This is a genomic window from Micromonospora sp. NBRC 110038 (assembly GCF_020884815.1).
Classification (GTDB): Bacteria; Actinomycetota; Actinomycetes; order Mycobacteriales; family Micromonosporaceae; genus Micromonospora; species Micromonospora haikouensis.
In genome coordinates this window covers 800,230-823,146 of the sequence record NZ_BBOL01000002.1, presented here as the reverse complement: position 1 = coordinate 823,146, position 22,917 = coordinate 800,230, and the positions used below count along the sequence as shown (strand labels likewise).

The following is a 22,917-nucleotide window of genomic DNA, read 5'->3' as shown; positions in this document are numbered from 1 at the left end:
AGCCGCGTAGAGGCACGAAACCCGGGCCGCAAGTGCAAGATCGCGGGGAGTGGCGGGGGGAGTCGTACGATCGCTGGCATGACCGGGCACATCACGGCGGCCGTGGCCGCGCTGGCTGACGAGCTGCCGGGATGGGTGACCCTGCTGCGGGCACCGAACCCGGGGCCGATGACCCTCGACGGCACCAACACCTGGGTGCTGCGGGCCGGGCCCGGCGAACCCGCGCTGGTCGTCGACCCGGGGCCCGCCGACGACGGTCACCTGGCGGCGATCGCCGCCCACACCCCGGTCGCCACGGTGCTGATCACCCACGGGCACCCCGACCACACCGAGGGCTCGCCCCGGCTGCGCGAGCTGCTCGGCGGAGCGCCCGTGCGGGCCGTCGACCCCGCACACAGCCACGGCGGTCCGCCGCTGGCCGCCGACGCCGTCCTGCACGCCGCCGGCCTCACCGTGCGGGCGCTGCCCGCCCCCGGGCACACCGCCGACTCCGTCTGCTTCCTCGTCGAGCGCGGCGACGAGCGGGTGGTGCTCACCGGCGACACCATCCTCGGGCGGGGCACCACCGTCGTCGCCCACCCCGACGGGCAGCTCGGGGCATACTTCGACAGCCTGGAGCTGCTCTCGACGTACCGGGGGATCCCGGCGCTGCCCGGCCACGGCCCGGCGCTGGCCGACTGCGGCGTCGCCGCCGAGTTCTACCTCGCCCACCGCCGCGCCCGGCTCGACCAGGTGCGGCAGGCGGTCGCCGAGGGCGCGCGGACCGCGCCCGAGGTGGTGGCCCGGGTGTACGCGGACGTCGACCGGTCGCTGTGGTGGGCGGCCGAGTGGTCGGTCCGCGCGCAGCTGGACTACCTGGGGGTGCCCCCCGAACCGGCGGACCGGCCGTGACCTGCCCCGTCTGCGGGACGGTCGCCGTACCGGGGGCCCGGTTCTGCCACAACTGCGGAGCCGCGCTGCCGGCCGCCGCCACGCTGCCCGCCGCCGAACGGCGGGTCGTCACCGTGCTCTTCGGTGACCTGTCCGACTTCACCTCCTGGTCGGAGGACCTCGACCCGGAACGCGTCGGCGCGGTCACCGACCGGGTGCTCGCCGCCCTCGCCGGGGCCGTCAAGACGTTCGGCGGGCACGTCGACAAGCTCACCGGCGACGGGATCATGGCCGTCTTCGGCGCGCCCGTCGCCCACGAGGACGACGCCGAGCGGGCCGTCCGCGCCGCCCTGTCCATGCAGCGGGCCGTGCGCCGGGTGCTCGACGACGAGCGGGGCGGCGGCGCGCCGCTCGGCCTGCGCGTCGGCCTCAACACCGGCGACGTCATCGCCGGCATCCAGGCGGCCATCGAATACACGGTCATCGGCGACACCGTGAACACCGCCGCCCGGCTCGCCGACGCCGCCGCCGTCGGCGCCGTCTACGCCGGGGCGCGCACCTCCGCCGCCACCCGGCACGTGGCGTCCTGGCGGGCACTGCGCCCGCTGCGGCTCAAGGGCAAGCGGGAACCCGTCGAGGCGTACGAGCTGCTCGGCCTCCTCGACGCCCCCGGCACCCGATCCGGCCTCGGCGACGAGGCGCCGTTCGTCGGCCGGGAGACCGAGATCGGCCGGGTCGCCGGCCGGCTCGCCGAGGTCATCGACCGGGGTGAGCCCCGGGTGCTGCTGATGACCGCCGAGGCGGGCATCGGCAAGTCCCGGTTCGCCGCCGAGGTCGAACGCCTCGCCGCCGGCTACGACGTCGGCGCCGGCCGGTACGCCGCGCACACCGGCGCCCGGGTGCTGTCCGTGCGCTGCGCCGCGTTCGGCGAACGCCGCCGGCTCGCGCCCCTCGCCGACCTGGTCCGCGCCGCCGTCGGCCTGCCCAACGACGCGGCCACCGCGCTCACCCGGCCCGCCGTCGAGGAGCGGCTGCGCCGGCTCAACCAGCGCATCGGCCGGCTCGGCGACGACGCCCCGCCGGTCGCCGCCGACCAGCTGCTGGCCCTGCTCGGGTACGCCGACCTGCCCGCCGGCAGCCCGGCCGACCAGGGCGAGTGGGGCGGCGGCGCGCAGCAGCCCGCCGACGCCGACGCCGTGCCCAACGCGGTCGCCGACCTGCTCAGCGCCCTGGCCGCCGAGGCGCCGCTGGTGGTGCTCGTCGACGACCTGCACGACGCCACCACCGAGACGATCCGCGCCCTCGGGGTCACCCTGTCCCGCATCGCCGGCCCGGTGCTGGTGCTGCTGCTCGGCCGCCCCGAGCTGGTCCGCACCGCCGGCGCGCTGACCCGGGTCGCCGACGCCGAGGTGCACGCCCTGCCCCCGCTGCGCGGCGCCGACGCGGCCCGGCTGCTCACCAGCTATCTCGGCGGCGGGAAGCTGCCGCAGCCCGACGCCGACCGGCTGCTCGCCACCGCCCAGGGCAACCCGTTCTACCTCGCCGAGCTGGTCACCCTGCTCATGGAGCGGGGCGCGCTGACCGCCGTGGCCGACCGGTCCGCCCCGGCCAACTCCGGCTGGCGGCTCGCCCCCGGCTCGCTGGGCAGCCGGCTGCTCTCCCGCGACCTCGCCGCCGTGCTCGCCGCGCGCATCGACGCGCTGCCGCCGGACGCCCGGTCGGTGCTGCGCGACGCCGCCGTCGTCGGCGACACCGTGCCCGACGGCGCGCTGGAAGCGCTGCGCGAGCAGCGCGCCGGGCGGGACGGCCGACCGGCCGCCGTGGTCGCCGTCGAGCTGGACCGGGCCGTCGAGGAACTGCTGCAACGCCGGATGCTGCACCGCACCCGCACCGGGTACGCGTTCGCCACCCCACTGATGCGGGAGGCCGCGTACTCCGGGGTGAGCAAGGCCGAGCTGGCCGAGCGGCACGCGGCGCTGGCCCGGTGGGCCGCCCCCGACGGGTCGGCCGCGCCGGGCGGGTTCACCGACACCGCCCGGGACGCGTTCGTCGCCGAGCACGTCGAGCGGGCCGCCGCGCTCGCCGACGCCGTCAAGCTGCGCCCGGACGCGCCGGCCCGCACCGTCGCGCCGCTGGGCGTGGCTGCGCTGGGCCGGGCCGCCCGCCGGTCCCTGCAGGCCGGGGAGCCGGCCGCCGCCGTCGAGTACGCCGAACGCGCCGCCGAGCTGGCCCGCGACGGGCTGCCCGCCGCCGACCGGGTGGTGCACGCCCGCGCGCTGCTCCAGGTCGGCCGGCCCGGTGACGCGCTCGCCTACGCCGAGAAGATCGCCGCCAACGCCGGGGACGACGCGGGCACCCGGGCCAGCGCCCTGCTGCTCGCCGGGCAGGCCCACCAGACCCTCGGCGACCAGGGCCGGGCCGTGGCCTGCTGGCAGGAGGCGTTGCAGGTGGCCGGCGTCGGCGGGCTGCCCAACCTGCGCGCCTCGGCGATGCGCCGGCTCGGCATGGCCGACTTCATCGCCGGTCGGCTCGGCCAGGCCAGCAGCCGGCTCGCCGCGTCGTACCAGGTCAGCCTCACCGCTCAGGACCGGCGCGGCCAGGCGTGGTCGTTGCAGAACCTGGCCTGGGTAACCACCACCCGCGGCGACTTCGCCGGCACCGACGCCGTGCTGGGCCGGGCCGCCCGGCTCTTCGCCGAGCTGAAGGACCCGTACGGGCGGGCGTGGCTGCGCGGCACCACCGCGTTCGCCCGGCTGCTCGCCGGCCGGCTGCGCGAGGCACGCCGGCTGGCGCGGGTCTTCCTGCCGTTCGGGGAGCGGGTCGGCGAGGCGTGGGCCGTCGGCACGCTGCGCGCCGTCGAGGCGTTCGCCGGGGCGGAGCTGGGCGAGCTGAGCGAGGCCGACGGGGCGGCCCGCCGGGCGTACCGGGACTTCGCCGAGGTCTCCGACGACTGGGGGCGGGGCTTCGCCCTGGTGGCGCGGGGGGTGGTCGCCCGAGGGCTGGGCGAGCCGGAGCACGCCGCCGACCTGCTCGCCGACGCCATGTCGTACGCCGAGCGGACCTCGCACCCGCTGCTCACCGGGATGGCCGGCACGCTGCGCGGCTTCGTGGCGCTGGACCTGGGCGACTGCGAGACCGCCGAACGGTCGGCGCGGGCCGTGCTGACCGCCGTCGAGCCGCACAACCCGCAGGCCCCCGCCCAGGTGGGCCCCCGGGTGCTGCTGGCGACCGCCCGGCTCGCCGCCGGTGACCCGGCGACCGCCGTGGGGCTGCTCGCCCCGGTGGCCACCGCCGCCGCGAACGCGCCCTCGCTGCTGTTCTCCCGCCAGCAGACCATGGCCCGGTACGCTTCCGCGTTGCTCGCCCACGGCCAGCTCGACCAGGCGCTGGACTGGGCGCACCGGGCCGTGGCCGTCCCCGCCGAGGACGTGCGCAGCCAGGTGATCGCCGTGAGCGTGCTGGCCGAGGCGCTGGCCGCCTGCGGGCGTCCCGCCGAGGCGCTGGCCAGGGCCGAGGAGGCGGTGCGCCTGGCGTACGCGACGGAGCAGCGCAGCGAACGGCTCGCGGCGGACGCGCTGCGCGTGCGCCTGCGGGGGTAGGGCGGCGATCCTGTCGGTTCCGCCGATGCGGGTGTCGGCGGTAGCGACTACGGTGGCATCCCATGAGGCGGTCCACTGTGGGGCCGCCGTGCCCGTCCCCGGGAGGCGTGATGAGGCTGCCCCGCTCCAGTGCCGGCTGGACGATCGCGGTCTTCGGCGTCCTGGCGCTGCTGATGGGCGCGCTCGGGCTGCTCTGGCCGGAGGCGCAGCTGCGCATGCTCGGCTTCGAGGTGCCGCAGAGCCGGGCCGCCGGGGACTACACCGGCACGTTCCTGACGGCGTCGGCGATGGCGTCGTTCAACATGGGGGTCTACTACCTGCTGGCCACGGCCACCGAGTGGCGGGCCTTCTACCGGTTCACGGTCGTCTTCCGGCTGGTCACGTTCACCGTCTTCACCATCGTGGTGCTCGCCGACGTCGCGCCGGGGCGGTTCTTCATGGTGGCGCTCTGGGAGGGCCTGGGCGCGGTCGCCACCGCCGTGGCGCTGCACCTGGACGCCCGCCGTGCGGCCGCCGCGCCGGACGCGGCGGAGCCCGGGCGGCGGGTGCCGGCGGCGGCGGACAGCGGGCGTCCGGCAGCCGCGTCGGCGGACGGCGCCTCCCGGTCTGCGGGCGCGGACCGCTGAGTCACCGGACCGGTTAGGTATTTTCGAGCAGTGACCGACACCCCGCCCGGCGCCCTGCGGCTGCCCATCGTGCCTGGTCTGACCGATCTGGAGGTATTTGCCCGGGGAGGGTACGCGACCGTCTACCGGGCCACCCAGATCTCCGTCGGGCGGGAGGTCGCGGTCAAGGTCGAGAACCGCACCCTGGACAACGAGCGGGACCAGGCCCGGTTCCTGCGCGAGGCGCGGGCCGCCGGGAGGATGTCGTCCCACCCACACGTGGTGGACCTCTTCGACGTCGGCGTCACCGTCGACCGGCACCCCTACCTGATCATGGAGCTGTGCGACGGGTCGTACGCCGAACGGATGCGCACCTCGCCCCTGGGCCCGGCGGAGACCCGCGACCTCGGCGTCAAGATCGCCGATGCGCTGGCCCACTCGCACGCCAACGGCGTCCTGCACCGCGACGTCAAGCCGGCGAACATCCTGCACTCCCACTTCAACCCGGCGGTGCTGGCCGACTTCGGGCTCGCGGTGCTGGCCGAGGTGCGCGACCCGACGGTGACCCTGGAGGTGCTCACCCCCGCCTACGCGCCGCCGGAGATGTTCAACCACAGCCCGCCGTCGCCGGCCGTCGACGTCTACGCGCTCTGCGCCACCCTCTACGCCGTCATGTTCGGCCGGCCGCCCCGCTGGCAGTCCGAGCGCAGTCCCAGCCTCGTCACCGTGCTGGAGATGTTCCACCAGCCGATCCCCGGGCTGCCCGGGGTGCCGGAGGAACTGGTCGACGTGCTGCGGGCCGGCATGTCCAACGACCCGGGGGCCCGCCCGTCCGCCATCGAGCTGCGCGGCCTGCTCGCCGCCCTGCCGCTGGACCCGGTCAGCGCGCCCGTCAGCGGCGCCCCGGTCTCCGGTGGCCCCACGTCCGGCGGCCCGACGGGCACCACCACCGGCAGCCCGTCCACGTCCGGGGGCCTCTACGGCACCAGCCAGCCGGGAGTCACCGGCGGCCCGTCCACCTCCGGCGGCCTCTACGGCACCGGCCAGCCGGGCCGCGCCGCCCCGCGCCCCCCGGTGGACCACGACCATCCCACCGAGCCGGTGACGTCCGGGCGTCGCTGGCGGCGACGCTGGTTCCTCGGCGGCGCCGGGGCACTCGCGCTGGCCGCCTCGGCGAGCGCCGGGGCCTGGGTCGCCGGCAGCGCGCCGGCCACGCCGACGCCCACCCCCGTCGTCACGGTGGGCGGCACGACGACCGCCAGCAGGTGGGGGGCCCTGCCGGGCTGCGTCTCCGGGTCGGCGGGCCCGGCCGAGCTGCCGGCGGGCGCGCGGTGCGTCGCCGAGTTGCAGTGCTACGGGCCGATGCGGGTGCGCGGCACCCGGGCGGACGCGCCCCGACTGCCCTGCGACGGCCGGCACACCTGGGAGGCATACGCCGAGGGCGAGCTGCCCGCCGCCCTGGTCGACGCCGCGCACGACGAGGTGGCCGCCGACCCGCAGGTGCGCCAGGTGTGCAGCCCGGTGACGTTCCGGCTGACCAGCGGGATCGCGTACACCAGCGGTTGGCGGCTGGAGGTGCTGCCGCCGGCGGCGGACGGCCCGGACCGGACGTTCCGGTGCCTGGCCGGGCGCGGCGTCGACGGGCTGTACGAGCCCACCCTCACCGGTCGCTGAACCCGTTCGCGCCCTGGCGGCGTTCCCGCATGGCCCGCAGGTCGCGGCTGTCCAGCGCCTCCAGGGTGTCGGCGTCGACGTCGCTGAGCCGGGCCACGGGTTGCCCCGACCACTGCGCCGGCTCGTCGCCCCCGCGTTCGCGGGCCTCCTCGCGGCGGTGCCGCCCCTCCGTCACCGACACCCCGGCGATCATCACGAGCAGGACGCAGAGCAGGGCGAGCACCACCGCCACGATGCTGCGCGGCTGCCACCAGACCAGCGCCACCAGCAGGGCGACCGCCGCCAGCGACGCGGCGACCGCCACGACGGGCACGTCGGGCCGAGGGATTCGGGTCACCCGTCAAGGATGGCGGAGCCGGCCGCCCTGTCAACCGCCGCCCCCCGGTCACCGGCCCTGCGGGCCGCCCGCCCCGCCGGCCCGTCCGAGCTGCCGACGCCCGCCCGTCGCGGCGGCGCTCGCTCCCCAGTGGACGGGTGACGGCGCAGCGTCGAAGCGGCGAAATTCGTTACATCAGTCGGGGAAACGACCCTTTGCTGGGCATTTTCCGGGCGGTGTTCGTTGGCCTCGGTCCCTAGAGTGACGGGGGTCGGGGATGCCCCGACACGTCCTGTTCCCCACCGGAAGGCAGCCGAATGCCACGCACAACCCGGTCTCTCGCCGCAGCAGGAATCGCGGGGATCGTCCTCGCCGGAACGGCCGTCGCGCCGGCCGGCGCGGCACCGACCACCGCCGGCTTCGGTCGTCCGGCCACCTCGGACCGGACCGACCCCGTCGAGGCCAGGCGCGTCGACAGCGTGCCGACGCCGAAGCTCGACTGGTACGCCTGCTACGGCACCGCCGAGTGCGCCACCGTGCAGCTCCCGCTCGACTACGACAAGCCGAAGGGCGCCACCACCGAGGTGGCCGTGCTGCGGGTCAAGGCGCGCGACCAGAAGAACCGGATCGGCAGCCTCTTCGTCAACCCGGGCGGCCCCGGCGGCTCCGGCACCGACCTGGCGCTCGCCGCGCCGTACTTCCTCGGCGACGACCTGCTCGACCGGTTCGACATCGTCGGCGTCGACCCGCGCGGCGTCGCCGCCAGCGAGAACGTCAAGTGCTTCCCGTCGGTCAAGGAGCAGACCAAGGCGTACGCCGGGCTGAACGTGGCCTTCCCGTGGACGAAGGCCGAGGAGCAGGCGTACGTCGCCTCGTCGAAGGCGATCGGCAAGGCGTGCTCCAGCACCGGCAAGCCGCTCACCGGCGCCATGTCGACATCCGAGGTCGCCCGGGACATGGAGGTGCTGCGCCGGGCCGTCGGTGACAAGAAGCTGAGCTACCTCGGCTTCAGCTACGGCACCGCCCTCGGGCAGTACTACGCCAACATGTTCCCCGACCGGGTCCGGGCCGTCGTCGTCGACGGCGTGCTCAACCCGAACGCGTGGGTGGGGCAGGGCAAGGCCCGCAACCAGCTCCAGGAGACCCGGCTGGCCAGCGCCGACGGCGCGTACGCGGCGCTTCGGGAGATCCTGAAGCGCTGCGCCTCCGCCGGCCCGCAGGCATGCCCGCTCGCCGCCGGTGACCCCGTCGCCGCCGTCGAGACCGTGGCGAAGCGGCTGCGCAAGAAGCCGCTGGTCATCGAGGACCCGGACACCGGGGAGACGTACCCGGTCAGCTACGCCGACTACGTCGGCGCGATGCTCAGCGGGCTCTACTCGCCCTACGGCTACTCGGACATCGTCGGCATCACCGCCGACCTGCTGGTGCTCACCGACCCGGCGACGGCCACGGCGGCCCGCCGCGCCGAGGCCCGCACGGCGCTCGCCCACCGCGCCGCCACCGCCGCGACCCAGCAGGCCCGCCGCGGGTACGACTTCCCGTACAACAACAGCCTGGAGACCTTCCTCGGGGTGGACTGCACCGACGCGTACCACCCGAAGGACGCCGGCTCCTGGCCGGCGCTGGCCGCGAAGGAGGACGCGCGGGCGCCCTACTTCGGCCGGCTCTGGGCCTGGGCCACCTCGCCGTGCGCCCGCAACACCTGGACGGTGCGCGACGAGGACGCCTACACGGGGTCGTTCGACAAGCGCACCAGCGCACCGGTGCTGGTGGTCGGCAACTACTGGGACCCGGCGACCAACTACCAGGGCGCGGTCACGTCGGCGGCGCTGCTGCCGAACAGCCGCCTGCTCAGCAGCGACAACTGGGGCCACACCGCCTACGGCACCTCGGCGTGCGCGACCGGCGCCATCGAGGCGTACCTGATCAAGGGGACGCTGCCGGCCAAGGGCAAGGTCTGCGTCGGCGACGTCCAGCCCTTCGCCGAGCCGGCCGCCGGTGCGGCCGGCGACCGGGTCGCCGCGACCAAGGACGACCTGGCCCGGCGGGCCGCGCCGGCCCGGGGCGAGCCGAAGCGGCTGCCCCCGGTGGTCGCCCCGCTGCCGGCGGTCGGCACGCTGACCGTCCGCTGAGGACACCCGGGGGCACGGCGGGCGATCGGGCGCCCGCCGTGCCCCCGGGCCCGTCGGACGGGTGACCACGGTAATGGATCCCTTTGGCTACTGTCGGTGTCCCGCAGTTGCACGGGTCAGCGAGGTCGCCGATGAACCAGTTCCTCACCCGGTCCCGGGTCCGCTCCGTCGCCACCACCCTGGCAGTCGCGCTGACCCTGCTGCTCGCGGCTGCCGCCGGCTGCGACAGCCGGCAGGAGCCCCGGATCCCGTCCGTCAACGACAAGCTGCGCGAGACGCACATCTACGGCCAGCCGACGATCAGGATCGGCGTCTCCACGGTCGGCCCGCTGATGGGCGAGCTGCGCGACGGCACCTACGCCGGCTTCGACGTCGAGATCGCCCGGTACATCGCCGCCCAGCTCGGCTACGCGGGCGACCACCGGATCGAGTGGGTGCCGGTGTCCACGGAGGACCGCATCCCCGCCCTCCAGGGCGGGTCGGTCGACCTGGTGGTCTCCACCTTCTCGATGACCGAGGAGCGCGCGAAGCTGGTCAGCTTCGCCGGCCCGTACCTGGTGACGACCCAGGAGGCGATGGTCCCCAACCGGCTCCGGGACAGCATCCGTACGATCGAGGACCTGCGCGACCCCCGCTACAAGGTCTGCACCAGCGGCGGCTCGACCACCGAGGCCGAGCTGGGCAGGCACCAGATCCGGGTGTTCGTGGTCAAGGAGGTCGGCGACTGCGTCGAGGGCATCCTCGCGGGACGGTACGACGCGGTCAGCTCCGACGAGACCATCCTCGCCGGGTTCCTCTCCCGGCACCCGAAGGACTTCACGGTCGTCGACATGCCCTTCGGCACCAGCGAGCAGATCGGCGTCGGGGTGCCGATCAGCGACCCGGCGCTGCGCGACCTCGTCGCGTTCTTCCTCGACAAGAGCTACCAGCAGGGGCGCAGCGGGCAGAGCAGTCCCTGGCTCACCGCGTACCACCGGACCCTCGGGCCGTGGCTGCGACAGCCGAAGACCCAGCCGCCGACGCTGGACGTCCCGGAGCTGGTCGACTTCGACGACAAGGTCCGCCCCTCATGACCGCGCCGGTGGCCACCGGAGGCGACGACGTGCACGCACCGGGCTCCGGCGCGGCCGAGCGCCGGGCCCGCGCCAGCCAGTCGTTCTGGGCGGTCGTGGTGGCCGTGCCCGCCGTCTTCTCGGTGCTGCGGCTCGGCGTGGAGGCCGGCGGCGAACTCCAGACCACCCTGCTGCTGGTCGCCAACGTCGGGCCGGTCAACCTGCTCGCCGGGTTCCTCACCACGGCCGCCCGACTGCTCGCCACCGGGCTGGTCGCGGTGTTCGCCCTCGGCGCGGTGCTCGGCGTCAGCGTCGACCGGCTGCCCGGCCACCGCCGCCCGCTCTTCGCCCGCTGGGCGGAACTCACCCCGACCTGGTTCGTGTTGACCAGCTTCCTGCTCGCCCTGACCACCTGGCAGATCCTCTACCTGCCGCTGCTGCTGCCCGCGTTCGCCGCCGCGTTCCAGCTCCGCCCCGAGCGCCTGCACGAGCTGGCCGCGGCGCGGGTGCTGATCGTCGCGGCCCTGCTCGGCGGCTGGCTGTTCCTGCTCGCACCGACCCTGCTCGACGCCTGGCAGCAGGGCGAACCGCTGGTCGTGGCGCTCTTCGTCGTGCCGCCGGTGCTCGCGCTCGCCATCGCCGGCCCGCTGCCCGGCGCGGTGATCCGGCCGCTGGCCTCGATCACCCAGGCCGCCGTGCTGGCCATGCTGGTCTGGGCGGCGCTGCCGGTGATCAGCACGCCGGTGCTGCCGCTGACCGTCACCACCGTGCAGACCGCGCCCGACACCACGGAGGACGTGCGCGGCCACGTCGTCGTCGTGGACGACGTGAGCATGGTGTTGCTCCAGGAGCACGGCGGCGTCCGGTACGTGCCGATCGACCAGGTGAAGGCGCAGGTGCTCTGCCCGAGCGAGGGGGAGCTGCCCCGGCACCGGCTGCGGGTGCGCGACTTCCACGTGGAGGACTCGCTGCTGGAGGCGCTGGGGCGGCGGGTCCGCCCGGTACACCGCATCGACGCTGCCTGCCGGGTCACCGGCTGACCCCCCAGTTTGCTGGCCGAGGCGACGCCACTGCGGACCCCTGGACTCGCCGGGCGGCGATCACGGTATGTGATAGCTGCGCGGCCCGGGTCCGCTGAGCGGTTGATCTGACTCTTCGTCACGTTCCTTCGACCTCGCTGGGCGCCTCCCGTCCCCTTTGCTCTGCACCCCTATCCGCAACACCTGTCATGAGCTGGTTCTAGGCGAGAACGAGAACGCAGGAGGATGTGACGGCGGGTTGCGCTGCGTGATCCGTTGCGTAGGTGGGTGCAGAGCAAAGGGGCTCGCTGGGGTGGTGGCGTCGGGTGAGATGGTTGCGCTGCGTCACGCCTCGGTGGGGAACAGCGGGTGTGGGAGCGCCCGTCGCCAGTGTCGAAAGTGGTCGCGGGGAGTTGCGGAGAATGTGCGCAGCGTAGGCATACTGGGCGTTCCGGTTCGCGACGGCCGGGGAGCCGGCCGCCCTGCCACCGAGGAGTTCTCATGCTTCTACGTCGTACCGTCGGGCTGATCGTCACGGGTAGCCTCGCCGCCGCCGCGCTCCTGGCCCCGGCCACGCCGGCGGTCGCGGCCGTGACCTCCGGCGCGGTCTTCAACAACCCGACGGTGGCCAGTCAGCAGTACGCCATCGTCGAGCACGTGCAGCGGCTGATCCAGGGTGCCGCCTCCGGGTCCACGATCCGGGTGGCGATGTACCACTTCACGCTCACCCGGGTGTCGAACGACCTGTCGGCCGCGTACGACCGGGGGGTGAACGTGCGGGTCGTGGTCGACAGCCAGTCCCGCTCCTACCCGGCGGTGACGGGCCTGATCGCCAAGCTCGGGACGAACCGGGCCGCCGCCTCCTGGGTGACCGTCTGCACCACCGACCGGGCTTGCATCGGCAACCTGGGCACGCCGATCATGCACAACAAGTTCTTCCTGTTCTCCGACACCCTCGGGTCGACGAACGTCCTGGTGCAGAGCTCGGCCAACCTGACCAACGACAACGCCGAGCGGTACTGGAACAACGCGGTCACGATCGTCGGCAACACCGCCGTCTACAACTCCTACGTCACCTACCACGGTGACCTCGCCGCGCAGGTGAAGAACAACGACTACTACCGGACGACGTCCAGCGGCACCGCGAAGTCCTACTTCTTCCCCCGCGCCGGCACCACCCAGGACACCGACACGATCTACAACATGCTCAACGAGAACGTCACCTGCGAGGGGAACACCTCGACGGGCACCGAGACCGGCCGCACGATCATCCGCATCGGCATGTGGCACTTCAGCCGCAACCCGATCGCGACCAAGCTGCGCGAGCTGGCCGACCAGAAGTGCTGGGTGGAGGTCGTCTACACCGAGACCGACACCGACGTGCGCAACATCCTCTCCGGGCACGACCGGATCAAGCTGTACCAGATCACCGGCGACTACATCGTGCACTCGAAGTACATGCTCATCGAGGGAACGTACGACGGGCAGAAGGACACCAAGTGGGCGGTGACCGGCAGCCACAACTACTCCAACGCCGCGCTCCGCGAGAACGACGAGGCGCTGCTGCGGATCCAGTCGGCGACCATCCACGACCAGTACCGCTCGAACTTCTGGAGCCTGCGCGACGCCGCCGTGCCGGTGAGCTGACCGCGCCGGACGACGTACCCCGGGATCCGGCTGACCGGGCTACATTCCGATCATGGCGGAATACGACGGATCAGCCCCCGGGGTACGCGAGCTGACGGCACTGACCCTGAGCAAGATCTCGGTCGGGCCGGGCGACAACAACTGCTACCTGCTGCGCTGCCGCGCAACGGGTGCGCAGTTGATGGTGGACGCGGCGAACGAGCCGGAACGGCTGTTGGAGTTGTGCGGCGGGCGGCTCGACGCGGTGGTGACCACCCACGATCACTGGGACCACTGGGAGAACGGCCTGCCCGACGTCGTGTCGGCGACCGGGGCGCGCACCTACGCCGGCGCACCCGACGTGGACGGCATCACGGTCCCGACCGACGTACCCGTGGAAGACGGCGACGTCATCCGCTGCGGCGAGATCTCCCTCGAGGTCATCCGGCTGACGGGCCACACGCCCGGCGGCGTCGCCCTGCTGTACGACGATCCGGCCTGCCACCCGCACCTGTTCACCGGCGACTCGCTCTTCCCCGGCGGAGTCGGCAACACCTTCGGCAAGGCCGACGACTTCGCTTCGCTGTTCACCGACGTCAAGACGAAGGTCTTCGACCGGCTGCCGGACGACACGTGGGTCTACCCGGGCCACGGCCGGGACACGACGCTGGGCGCGGAGCGCCCGTCGCTGGAGGAGTGGCGCACCCGCGGTTGGTGACGTCAGCCCTGGCCGACGCCGCAGGCCACCGACTGCAGCCGAATCTTGGTACGAAAGCGCCCCCAGAGGGGCCCTTCCGTACCAAGATTGCCAGCGAGATCCGGGGTCAGCAGGCCTGGCGCTGGCCCGTGTAGTGGACGCCGGCGCGGCCGATCACGGTCTCGTCGCCCAGTCCGGTGTTCGCGCCGCGCGCGATGTAGCACGAGTACCGGTGCTGGTTGATCACCTCAAGGTGCACGTGGGCGCCGCTGTCGCCGTTGACCTGGTAGCAACTCGAATAGCGGAACCGGCCGGTCTCGCCGAGCTTGGTCCACGGCCCCACCGTCGCGCCCACGGCGATGCCACCGGGCTTGTTGTTGACGTGCATGACGTCCGCGCGGGCGAGGACCTGACCGGTCGTGGTGTCCCGCGCCTCCAGGCCGATGCGGTAGCCGCCGTCGGCGAGGTTGCCCGTGGCGCAGCCCGGCCGGACGGTCACGACCGTGACGGCGACCGGGTGGCCGGACGCGGTCTTGGAGCCGAAGGGGGAGACGATGGTGCCACCGGGGTTGCGGTAGATGTCCACCGCCCAGTCGTTGGTGTAGCCCCAGTTGCCGAAGACGATGTGGTGGGAGGCGGGGCCGGATTCCCCGAAGCGGTCCCAGGTCGAGGAGTCCTGGATCGGCGGGTAGACGCTGACCCAGTCGCCGTCCGGGTGGGCGCTGGCGGCGGTGGCCGGCGCGACGGCGGCACCGAGCGCGAGGACGACGGCTGCTGCCGTACGGGCGAACCTGAGGTGCATCGTTCCTCCGGGGTCTCCTGGCGAGGCGGGCAGGACCGGTCCGGCAACCGGTGGGCAGCGGCGGACCGGCGATGTCCAGCGATGCTATACCTGTCGATCTATCGATTTCTTGCCCTGCCTCGCGACGCTCTGCCCCCTACGTCGTGATCAAGAGAAGAGCGTCAAAGTTGATCTCGTCGATGACACAAACCTCTTGATCACCGAGGCGGGACGAGACGGTGGGCCGGCGGCGGCGCAGGATTCAGTAGGACTTGTCCTGGCCTAGGACGTGCTGGGCGACGAAGTTGAGGATCATCTCCCTGCTCACCGGGGCGATCCTTCCCGCCCGCACCGCGCCCAGCAGCGTCGCCACGCCGTACTCCGTGGTCATGCCCGCGCCGCCCAGCGCCTGCACCGCCGTGTCGACCGCGAGCGCGGCGGCCTCGCCGGAGGCGTACTTGGCCATGTTGCCGGAGACGCCGGCCTCCAGGTCGCGCCCCGCGTCGTACAGGGTGGCCGCCTTGTAGATCATGAGACGGGCCAGTTCCACCTGCACGGCCGCGTGCGCGAGCGGGTGCGCCACGCCCTGGTGGGTGCCGATGCTCCGGCCGCCCCACACCTTGCGGGTGGCCGTGTACTCGCTGGCGCGCTCGATCGCGTACCGGCCGGTGCCGACGCCCATCGCGGCCACCGTGATGCGCTCGGGGTTGAGCCCGGCGAACAGGGCGGGCAGGCCGGCGTCGAGCGACCCGCCGACCAGGGCGTCGGCGGGCAACCGCACGTCGTCGAGGTAGAGCATGAACTGGTTCTCCGGGGAGACGATCTCCATGTCCAGCTTGGACCGGGTCAGCCCGGGGGCGTCGGTCGGCACCAGGAACAGCGCCGGCTTGAGCTTGCCGGTCGCCGCGTCCTCGGTGCGGGCCACCACCAGCACGTACTGCGCCTCGTCGACGCCCGAGATGTAGCACTTGCGGCCGGTCAGCAGCCAGTCGTCGCCGTCGCGGCGGGCCACCGTGCCGAGCCGGTGGAAGTTGGATCCGGCCTCCGGTTCGGTGATCGCGAAGACCACCTTCAGCGTGCCGTCGGCCATGGCGGGCAGGAACCGTTGGCGCTGCTCCTCGGTGCCGTGCCTGCTGACGATCGTGGCGACGATGGCGGGGGAGACCACGAGCAGCAGCAGGGGGCAGCCGGCGGCGGCCAGCTCCTCGCAGACGATGGCCAGCTCGGTGATGCCGCCGCCCCCGCCGCCGTACCCGGTGGGGATGTTGACGCCGAGGTAGCCGAGCCGGGCGGCCTCCTCCCACAGCTCGGTGGTGTGCCCGCCGGCCTTCGCCTTCTCCACGAAGTAGCCGTGACCGTACTTTCGGCCCAGCGCCCGGACGGCGTCGCGGAGCTGCTCCTGCTCGTCGGTGAGGTCGAAGTTCATGACGTTGTCTCCTCGGGGGTGGTGACGACGGCCAGCACGGCGCCGGTGTCGACCTGGCCGCCGGCCGGCACCGGCAGCTCGGCGACCACGCCGTCGGCGGGGGCGAGCACGGGGTGTTCGAGCTTCATCGCCTCCAGGGTCAGCAGCAGGTCACCGGCGGCGACCCGCTGGCCGACCTCGACGTGCACCCGGGTCACCGCGCCGGGCAGCGGCGCGAGCAGCGACCCGGCCGCCAGCTCCGCCGTGGGCAGGGGGAAGCGCGGCAGCTCGGTGAGGCTCGCCGCCCCGTCCGGGCCGTCCACAAAGACCTGCGACCCCACCCGGTGTACGGAGTACGCGCGCCGCACGCCGTCGACGTCGAGGACCACCCGGTCCGGGGCGGCGGCGACCAGCACCACGCTGGGCGGGAGGGAAGGGGCGGCGGGCGGCCCCGAGCCCTCGGCGGGCGAAACCGAGCCGCCGGCCGACACCACCCAGTCGGCGAGTGCGCCGGTGCGGTCCAGTCGGTAGCGGACCTCGATCCCGTCGCCGTTCGGCACCGCGTACCGGGTGACCTGCGGGAACGCCGGCACGTTGCGCCAGCCGGAGGGGAGCCCGGCGAGCACCGGGGCCGCCGCCCGACGCGCCGCGGCCGAGGCGAGCGCGGCGGCGAGGGCGGCCAGCGGCAACTCGTCGGCCGGCAGCAGCGGGGCGAACACGTCGGGGTGCCGGTCGAGGAAGCCCGTGTCCACCTCGGCCGCCCCGAACGCGGGGCTGCGCAGCACCCGGACCAGCAGGTCCCGGTTGGTGGTCACCCCGTGCAGCTCGGCGCGGGCCAGCGCGCCGGCCAGCAGCCGGGTCGCCTCCGCCCGGGTCGGCGCCCAGGCGACCAGCTTCGCCAGCATCGAGTCGTAGTGCACGCCGACCGTCGAGCCGTCCGCCACGCCCGAGTCGAGGCGCAGCCCCTTCGTCGGGGCGAACTCGCCCGCCACCTGCGGCACCGCGAACCGGTGCAGGACGCCCGTCGCCGGCCGGTGGTCGCGCGCCGGGTCCTCGGCGCACAGGCGTACCTCGATGGCGTGGCCGTCGGGCGGCGGGGTCGCCGCCAGCGGCAGTGGCCCGCCCTCGGCGACCAGCAGTTGCAGGCGCACCAGGTCCAGCTCGGTGACCGCCTCGGTGACCGGGTGTTCCACCTGGAGGCGGGTGTTCATCTCCAGGAAGAAGAACTGCCCGTCCGGGGCGAGCAGGAACTCGACCGTGCCCGCGCCGACGTACCCGACCGCGCGGGCGGCGGCGACGGCCGCGGCGTGCAGCCGCTGCCGCACCCCGTCCGGCAGGACCGCCGGGGCCTCCTCGACGATCTTCTGGTGCCGGCGCTGGATCGAGCAGTCCCGCTCGCCCAGCGCCACGACCGTGCCGTGGGTGTCGCCGAAGACCTGCACCTCGACGTGCCGGCCCCGCTCGACGTACCGCTCGACGAAGACCGTGTCGTCGCCGAACGCCGCCGCCGCCTCCCGCCGCGCCGAAGCGACGGCCTCGGCGAGGCCGGCCGGGTCGGCGACGATCCGCATGCCGCGCCCGCCGCCCCCGGCGGACGCCTTGACCAGGACCGGGAAGTCGGTGATCTCGTCGGGATCGGTCCAGGTGGGCAGCATCGGCACGCCCGCGTCGGCCAGCAGCGCCTTCGCCGCCACCTTGTCACCCATCGCGGCGATCGCCTTCGCGGGCGGGCCCACCCAGGTCAGGCCCGCGTCGGTCACCGCCGCCGCGAACTCGGCGTTCTCGGCGAGGAAGCCGTAGCCGGGGTGCACGGCGTCCGCGCCGGTGCGGCGGGCCGCGTCCAGGATGAGGTCGACCCGCAGGTACGTCTCGGCGGGCGCGTTCCCCGGCAGGCGTACGGCGAGGTCGGCCTCGGCGACGAACGGCGCGTCGGCGTCGGCGTCGGAGTGCACGGCGACCGTGGCGACGCCGAGCGCCCGGCAGGTGGCGAGGACGCGCCGGGCGATCTCGCCCCGGTTCGCGACCAGCAGACGGGTGATCATGAAAGCAGCCCCCTACATCCGGAAGACGCCGAAGCCGGCCGCGCCCTTGACAGGTCCACTGTGGATCGCCGACAGGCAGAGCCCGAGGACGGTACGGGTGTCCCGGGGGTCGATCACCCCGTCGTCGTAGAGCCGGCCCGAGAGGAACAGCGCCCCCGACTGGGACTCGATCTGCTGCTCGACCATCATCCGCATGGCGGCGTCGGAGTCCTCGTCGAACTCCTGCCCCCGGGCGGCGGCGGCCTGCCGGGCCACGATCGACAGCACGCCGGCCAACTGCGCCGGCCCCATCACCGCCGACTTCGCGTTCGGCCAGGTGAACAGGAACCTCGGCTCGTACGCCCGCCCGCACATGCCGTAGTTGCCGGCCCCGTACGAGGCCCCCAGGTTGACCGTCAGGTGCGGCACCTTCGAGTTCGACACCGCGTTGATCATCAGCGCGCCGTGCTTGATGATGCCGCGCTGCTCGTACTCCGTGCCGACCATGTAGCCGGTGGTGTTCTGCAGGAAGACCAGCGGGGTGTCGGCCGCGTTGGCGAGCTGGATGAACTGGGCCGCCTTCTGCGCCTCCTCGCTGAACAGCACGCCCCGGGCGTTGGCGAGCACCCCGACCGGGTAGCCGTGCAGCTCGCCCCACCCGGTGACCAGCGCCGTCCCGTACGCGGGCTTGAACTCGTCGAACTCGCTGCCGTCGAGCACCCGGGCCAGCACCTCGCGCGGGTCGAACGGCACCTTCAGGTCGGCGCTGACGACGCCGAGCAGCTCCTCCGGGTCGTGCTTCGGCGGCGCGGGGAACGCGGTGCGCGGCGGCGGGCCCTGCTTGCGCCGGTTGAGCCGGCGGACGCACTGCCGGGCCAGCCGGATTCCGTCCCGCTCGTCGGACGCGAGGAAGTCGGCCAGGCCCGACCTGGTGGCGTGCATGGCCGCGCCGCCGAGGGACTCGTCGTCGGTGACCTCGCCCGTCGCCATCCGCACCAGCGGCGGCCCGGCCAGGTAGACCTGCGACCGGTCCCGGATCATGATCACGTGGTCGGACATCCCGGGCACGTACGCGCCGCCGGCCGTGGCGTTGCCGAACACCACGCTGACCGTGGGAATGCCCTCGGCCGAGAGCCGGGTCAGGTCGCGGAACACCCGCCCGCCCGGGATGAAGATCTCCGCCTGGGTGGGCAGGTCCGCCCCGGCGCTCTCCACCAGGTTGACCATCGGCAGCCGGTTGGCCAGGGCGATCTCCCCGGCCCGCCGGGTCTTCGCCAGCGACCACGGGTTGACCGCGCCGCCGCGTACCGTCGGATCGTTGGCCACGACCAGGCACTCCACGCCCTCGACGACGCCGATCCCGGTGACCACGCTGGCCCCGACGGGAAAGTCCGTCCCGTACGCGGCGACCGGCGACAGCTCCAGGAACGGGCTGTCCGGGTCGAGCAGCAGCTCGATCCGCTCCCGGGGCAGCAGCTTGCCGCGCTGGTGGTGGCGGGCCACGTACTTCGCGCCGCCGCCCGCGCGGGCGGTGTCGAGGGCCGCCTCCAGCTCGGCGAGCCGCTCCAGCAGGGCCTCCCGGTTGGCCCGGAAGGCCGGCGCGGCCGGGTCGAGCGTGCTGTCCAGTGTGGTCACCGCCCCATCTCCTCCGTCGGCAGGTCGACGACGCGGGAGCGCAGCAGCTCGCCCAGCGCCTTCGCCTGCGGGTCGAACCGGGTCGACGCGGCCACGCCCTGCCCGAGCAGCCCCCGGATCACGAAGTTCACCGCGCGCAGGTTCGGCAGCTCGTGCCGTTCGACGGTCAGCGGGGCGGTCTCCGGCAGCAGCTCGGCCAGCCGTTCGACGGTCAGCCAGTGGCGCAGCCACGCCCAGGTCGCGTCGGTACGCGCCCAGACGCCCAGGTTCGCGTCGCCGCCCTTGTCGCCGGAGCGCGCCCCGACCACCTCGCCCAGCGCCCCCCGCCGCGTGCGCTGAGGCTGCGGCTGCTCCGCGCGCTGCGGGTGCAAGGAAGGGCCCCCTGTTGACGCATCCTGTTGCACAGGGGGCCCCTGCAAGCACGTCACCGGCGGGGGAGCGACCGGCACCCGCTCGCCCGACGGCAGGACGGCCACGTGCTCCACCGCGTCCTGCGGCACGGCGTCGGCGGTGAACACCCCGTACGGGGTCGCGTCGCCGGGCAGGGTGGTCAGCGTGCAGCCCGGGTAGGAGGCCAGTGCCAGCTCCACGGCGGCGGCCGAGAACGCCCGCCCGGCCCGCGCCTTGTCGCCGTCCCGCAGGTGTACGTGCAGCAGCGCGCTCGCCGCCTCCGTGTCGCTCGCGTCCGGGTGGTCGGTACGGGCCAGCACGAACTCCAGCCCCGCCGGGCCGACCGCCGCCTCCAGTTGGCCCCGGACCAGGGCCGCCTTCGCCGGGATGTCCAGCCCACACAGGACGAACGTCATCGAGTTGCGGAACCCGCCGAGGCTGTTCACCCCCACCTTGAGGGTGGGCGGCGGGGGCGTGCCCCGGACCCCGGCGACGCGCACCCGGTCCGGCCCGTCGGCGGTCAGCTCGACCGTGTCCAGCCGGGTCACCACGTCCGGGCCCAGGTAGTCGGGGCCGCCCACCTCGTACAACAGCTGGGCGGTGACCGTCTCCACGGTGACCGCGCCGCCCGTGCCCGGGTGCTTCGTGACGACCGAGGAGCCGTCCGGGTGGATCTCGACGATCGGGAAGCCGGGGCGGTGCCCGCCGTCGGGCAGCTCGGTGAAGAAGCTGAAGTTGCCGCCGGTGACCTGCGCCCCGCACTCGATGAGGTGCCCGGCCACGGTCGCCCCGGCCAGCGCGTCGAGGTCGCCGCGCCCCCAGCCGTACCGGGCGATGGCCGGCCCGACCGCCAGGGAGGCGTCGGTGACCCGGCCGGTCACCACGACGTCCGCCCCGGCGTCGAGGCACGCGGCGATCCCGAAGGCACCCAGGTACGCGTTCGCGGTCAGCGCGTCGGGGCGGGGCAGGGCGTCGCCCTCGACGTACCCGATGCGGGCGGTGAGGCCGAGCCGGTCGGCGAGCGACCCGATCGCGGCGGCCAAACCGGCCGGGTTCAACCCGCCGGCGTTGGTCACGATCCGCACCCCGCGCTCCAGCGCCGTGCCGAGGCACCCCTCAAGCTGACGCAGGAACGTCTTCGCATACCCCAGGGCGGGGTCGCGCAGCCGGTCCCGGCCGAGGATCAGCATGGTCAGCTCGGCCAGGTAGTCGCCGGTCAGCACGTCCAGCTCGCCACCGTCGAGCATCTCCCGCCACGCGGTGGCCCGGTCGCCGTAGAAGCCGGACGCGTTGCCGACCCGCAGCGGCGCGCTCACGCGGCGACTGCGCAGGTTCGTAAGGTCGACCATCATGCCTCCAGTGGGCCGGTGGGGCGGGCCGGTCAGGGGGTGAGCAGGGTGGCGAGCTGGCGCTTCCAGGTGGTGAGCAGGGCGGCACGGCGGGCCGAGTCGTCGCTGAGCAGGTTGGCCACCCCGAGCCCGCGCAGCAGGTCGAGGGTCGCCTGCACGGCCTCGCGGACGCCGGGGCGGCGCTCGTCGACGCCGAGCAGCGCCACGGTCAGCCGGTGCATCTCCCGGCCGACCTGCCGTTCGAGGGGGACCAGGGCGGCGCGCAGCTCGGCGTCGGTGCGGGCGGCGACCCAGAGTTCGAGAGCGGCCACGAAGAGCGGGCCGGTGAACGCCGCGCCGAGCAGGTCGATCACCCGGTCGAGCCGTTGCGGCCCGGCGGGCAGCGCCTCGGCCTCGGTGCGCAGCTCGTCGGCCCGGCGCTGGGCCAGGTGCGCGACGGCGGCGGTGACCAGGGCGGCCTTCGTGGGGTAGTGGTGCAGCTGCGCACCCCGGGACACCCCGGCCCGGGTCGCGACGACCGTGGTGGTCGTGCCGGACCAGCCGTGCTCGACCAGGCACTCGACGGTCGCCTCCAGCAGCCGGGCCCGGGTGGCGCGGCTGCGCTCCTGCTGCGGGACGCGGGTCGGTGCGGCGGTCACCCGGTCAGCGTGCCGCCGCCAAAACAAACAGTCAAGCCTGACTTTTTTGTGCGCCGGATGGGGCCCGCCGGTCGGGATGCGCGCGTGGCGGGTGTCGTCCGCGCGCCAGGGGGCTGATGTGGTCCGCGCCCGCTAGGGAGCTGATGTCGCAGACGACTCACTGGCCGGGCGCCGGGCGATGTCGTAGACGACTCAGCTCCCTAGTGTGCCGCGCGGATGCCGTCTTGGGCGGGACCGGCGGGGTGCCGTCGCGGGGTCGGGTCAGCGACAGCCGTCGGGTCGGCGACCGTCGCGGGGTCGGGTCAGCGGCCGTCGCGGGGGGCGAAGACGGCCAGCGCCTCGGCGTCGCTGTACCGGGAACGCAGGTACTCGTCGGCCCAGCCGGCGGCGTCGGGGAAGCCGGACTCCGTTGCCACCCGCGCGCACGCCGCGTCGACGTCGAACGCGGTGCGCCGTAGCTGCACCCCCGGCCCGAGCAGCGCCCAGTCCGCCCCCGGCCCGCCGTACGGCATGCCGACGCTGCCCGCGTTGACCACCAGGCGCCGGTCGACCAGCCGGGCGAACGGCATGTGGGTGTGCCCGCAGACCACGGTCCGGACCTCGGCCGGCACGTCGGCGAAGACCTCGGCCCAGCGGGAAAGCCGGGAGTCCACGAGGACGACCTCCTCGTCGTCGCGGGGCGTGGCGTGGCAGAACAGCACCTCGCCCAGCCCCGCGACCGGCAGGGTCACCGCCGTCGGAAGCGCCGCCAGCCGGGCGACCTGGTCGTCGCGGAGCTGCCCCGCGGCCCAGTTCGACACCTCGTCCACGGCCGGCCGCCCGGCCCGCGCCTCGACCAGTTCCCGGTCGGCGTTGCCGCCCACCCAGCGGACCCGGTCGCCGAGCCCGGCGAGCAGGTCCAGCACCTCGACGGGCTGGGGGCCGGCCGCGATGTCGCCGGTGAGCACGATCAGGTCGGCGGCGGCCACGTCCGGCTCGGCCAGCACCGCCTCCAGCGGGGGCAGCGCGCCGTGGACGTCGGAGAGGACAGCGACCCGTTCCAGCATCTTCCCACGGTGACCCGGCCCGGTCGGGAGGTCCAGGGATTCTCCGCCGGGCAGAACCCGAC

Annotated in this window: 17 protein-coding genes; 9 read left to right on the top strand and 8 right to left on the bottom strand. The window is 74.3% G+C overall.

What is annotated here, in order from left to right; translation table 11 throughout:
* The first annotated feature begins 78 nt into the window (after positions 1–78).
* The 4 genes from LPU61_RS11410 (at position 79) to LPU61_RS11395 (ending at position 6,748) form a co-directional block, all read left to right on the top strand.
* Positions 79–891 carry an MBL fold metallo-hydrolase gene (locus LPU61_RS11410; RefSeq protein WP_043964936.1) on the top strand — a complete coding sequence of 271 codons (813 nt, stop codon included), beginning with the start codon at positions 79–81 and terminating at the stop codon, positions 889–891.
* Positions 888–4,469 (top strand): adenylate/guanylate cyclase domain-containing protein, encoded by a 3,582-nt coding sequence (locus tag LPU61_RS11405; RefSeq protein ID WP_043964938.1) that lies wholly within the window; start codon positions 888–890, stop codon positions 4,467–4,469. The genes LPU61_RS11410 and LPU61_RS11405 overlap by 4 nt, the downstream gene beginning before the upstream one ends.
* 110 nt (positions 4,470–4,579) lie before the next feature.
* Complete coding sequence (locus tag LPU61_RS11400) at positions 4,580–5,095, top strand: hypothetical protein (RefSeq protein ID WP_043964940.1); 516 nt, start codon at positions 4,580–4,582, stop codon at positions 5,093–5,095.
* 30 nt (positions 5,096–5,125) lie between these two features.
* Positions 5,126–6,748 carry a serine/threonine-protein kinase gene (locus LPU61_RS11395; protein WP_043964941.1) on the top strand — a complete coding sequence of 541 codons (1,623 nt, stop codon included), beginning with the start codon at positions 5,126–5,128 and terminating at the stop codon, positions 6,746–6,748.
* On the opposite strand, the gene LPU61_RS11390 is transcribed toward LPU61_RS11395, so the two are convergent.
* The gene (locus LPU61_RS11390; RefSeq protein WP_144420315.1) at positions 6,735–7,085 is read right to left on the bottom strand and encodes a hypothetical protein; all 351 of its coding nucleotides are present in this window, start codon (positions 7,083–7,085) and stop codon (positions 6,735–6,737) included. The two genes, LPU61_RS11395 and LPU61_RS11390, sit on opposite strands and share 14 nt — an antisense overlap.
* Positions 7,086–7,381: 296 nt before the next feature.
* On the opposite strand from LPU61_RS11390, the gene LPU61_RS11385 reads away from it, so the two are divergent.
* The 5 genes from LPU61_RS11385 (at position 7,382) to LPU61_RS11365 (ending at position 13,611) form a co-directional block, all read left to right on the top strand.
* The gene (locus tag LPU61_RS11385; RefSeq protein WP_229404871.1) at positions 7,382–9,196 is read left to right on the top strand and encodes an alpha/beta hydrolase; all 1,815 of its coding nucleotides are present in this window, start codon (positions 7,382–7,384) and stop codon (positions 9,194–9,196) included.
* Between the two features lie 131 nt (positions 9,197–9,327).
* A complete protein-coding gene (locus LPU61_RS11380; RefSeq protein WP_229404870.1) occupies positions 9,328–10,269 on the top strand; it encodes a transporter substrate-binding domain-containing protein in 942 nt (313 codons plus the stop codon).
* Entirely contained in the window at positions 10,266–11,288 is a 1,023-nt protein-coding gene (locus LPU61_RS11375) for a hypothetical protein (RefSeq protein WP_043964944.1), read from the top strand. Before LPU61_RS11380 ends, LPU61_RS11375 begins: the two co-directional genes overlap by 4 nt.
* 480 nt (positions 11,289–11,768) lie before the next feature.
* On the top strand, positions 11,769–12,914 hold the full coding sequence (locus LPU61_RS11370) for a phosphatidylserine/phosphatidylglycerophosphate/cardiolipin synthase family protein (protein WP_229404869.1): 1,146 nt from the start codon (positions 11,769–11,771) through the stop codon (positions 12,912–12,914).
* A 52-nt stretch (positions 12,915–12,966) separates the two neighbouring features.
* The gene (locus LPU61_RS11365) at positions 12,967–13,611 is read left to right on the top strand and encodes an MBL fold metallo-hydrolase (RefSeq protein ID WP_043964945.1); all 645 of its coding nucleotides are present in this window, start codon (positions 12,967–12,969) and stop codon (positions 13,609–13,611) included.
* 106 nt (positions 13,612–13,717) lie between these two features.
* On the opposite strand, the gene LPU61_RS11360 is transcribed toward LPU61_RS11365, so the two are convergent.
* The 7 genes from LPU61_RS11360 to LPU61_RS11330 form a co-directional block, all read right to left on the bottom strand.
* A complete protein-coding gene (locus LPU61_RS11360; RefSeq protein ID WP_198956594.1) occupies positions 13,718–14,392 on the bottom strand; it encodes a hypothetical protein in 675 nt (224 codons plus the stop codon).
* 241 nt (positions 14,393–14,633) lie between these two features.
* Complete coding sequence (locus LPU61_RS11355) at positions 14,634–15,797, bottom strand: acyl-CoA dehydrogenase family protein (protein ID WP_229404868.1); 1,164 nt, start codon at positions 15,795–15,797, stop codon at positions 14,634–14,636.
* Positions 15,794–17,818 (bottom strand): biotin carboxylase N-terminal domain-containing protein, encoded by a 2,025-nt coding sequence (locus LPU61_RS11350; RefSeq protein ID WP_229404867.1) that lies wholly within the window; start codon positions 17,816–17,818, stop codon positions 15,794–15,796. The genes LPU61_RS11355 and LPU61_RS11350 overlap by 4 nt, the downstream gene beginning before the upstream one ends.
* 12 nt (positions 17,819–17,830) lie before the next feature.
* A complete protein-coding gene (locus tag LPU61_RS11345; protein WP_229404866.1) occupies positions 17,831–19,432 on the bottom strand; it encodes an acyl-CoA carboxylase subunit beta in 1,602 nt (533 codons plus the stop codon).
* Positions 19,429–21,138, bottom strand: a complete 1,710-nt coding sequence (locus LPU61_RS11340; RefSeq protein WP_229404934.1) for an acyclic terpene utilization AtuA family protein — start codon at positions 21,136–21,138, stop codon at positions 19,429–19,431. The genes LPU61_RS11345 and LPU61_RS11340 overlap by 4 nt, the downstream gene beginning before the upstream one ends.
* A gap of 65 nt (positions 21,139–21,203) precedes the next feature.
* Complete coding sequence (locus LPU61_RS11335; RefSeq protein ID WP_043964950.1) at positions 21,204–21,809, bottom strand: TetR/AcrR family transcriptional regulator; 606 nt, start codon at positions 21,807–21,809, stop codon at positions 21,204–21,206.
* Between the two features lie 302 nt (positions 21,810–22,111).
* A complete protein-coding gene (locus LPU61_RS11330) occupies positions 22,112–22,855 on the bottom strand; it encodes a metallophosphoesterase (RefSeq protein WP_229404865.1) in 744 nt (247 codons plus the stop codon).
* Positions 22,856–22,917 lie beyond the last annotated feature (62 nt).

Excerpts from the sequence above, each read along its gene's own strand:
- LPU61_RS11400 (WP_043964940.1), top strand. The coding sequence starts at position 4,580 with ATGAGGCTGCCCCGCTCCAGTGCCGGCTGGACGATCGCGGTCTTCGGC.
- LPU61_RS11375 (WP_043964944.1), top strand. The coding sequence starts at position 10,266 with ATGACCGCGCCGGTGGCCACCGGAGGCGACGACGTGCACGCACCGGGC.
- LPU61_RS11360 (WP_198956594.1), bottom strand. The coding sequence starts at position 14,392 with ATGCACCTCAGGTTCGCCCGTACGGCAGCAGCCGTCGTCCTCGCGCTC.
- LPU61_RS11370 (WP_229404869.1), top strand. The coding sequence starts at position 11,769 with ATGCTTCTACGTCGTACCGTCGGGCTGATCGTCACGGGTAGCCTCGCC.
- LPU61_RS11365 (WP_043964945.1), top strand. The coding sequence starts at position 12,967 with ATGGCGGAATACGACGGATCAGCCCCCGGGGTACGCGAGCTGACGGCA.
- LPU61_RS11410 (WP_043964936.1), top strand. The coding sequence starts at position 79 with ATGACCGGGCACATCACGGCGGCCGTGGCCGCGCTGGCTGACGAGCTG.
- LPU61_RS11385 (WP_229404871.1), top strand. The coding sequence starts at position 7,382 with ATGCCACGCACAACCCGGTCTCTCGCCGCAGCAGGAATCGCGGGGATC.
- LPU61_RS11330 (WP_229404865.1), bottom strand. The coding sequence starts at position 22,855 with ATGCTGGAACGGGTCGCTGTCCTCTCCGACGTCCACGGCGCGCTGCCC.
- LPU61_RS11350 (WP_229404867.1), bottom strand. The coding sequence starts at position 17,818 with ATGATCACCCGTCTGCTGGTCGCGAACCGGGGCGAGATCGCCCGGCGC.
- LPU61_RS11355 (WP_229404868.1), bottom strand. The coding sequence starts at position 15,797 with ATGAACTTCGACCTCACCGACGAGCAGGAGCAGCTCCGCGACGCCGTC.
- LPU61_RS11380 (WP_229404870.1), top strand. The coding sequence starts at position 9,328 with ATGAACCAGTTCCTCACCCGGTCCCGGGTCCGCTCCGTCGCCACCACC.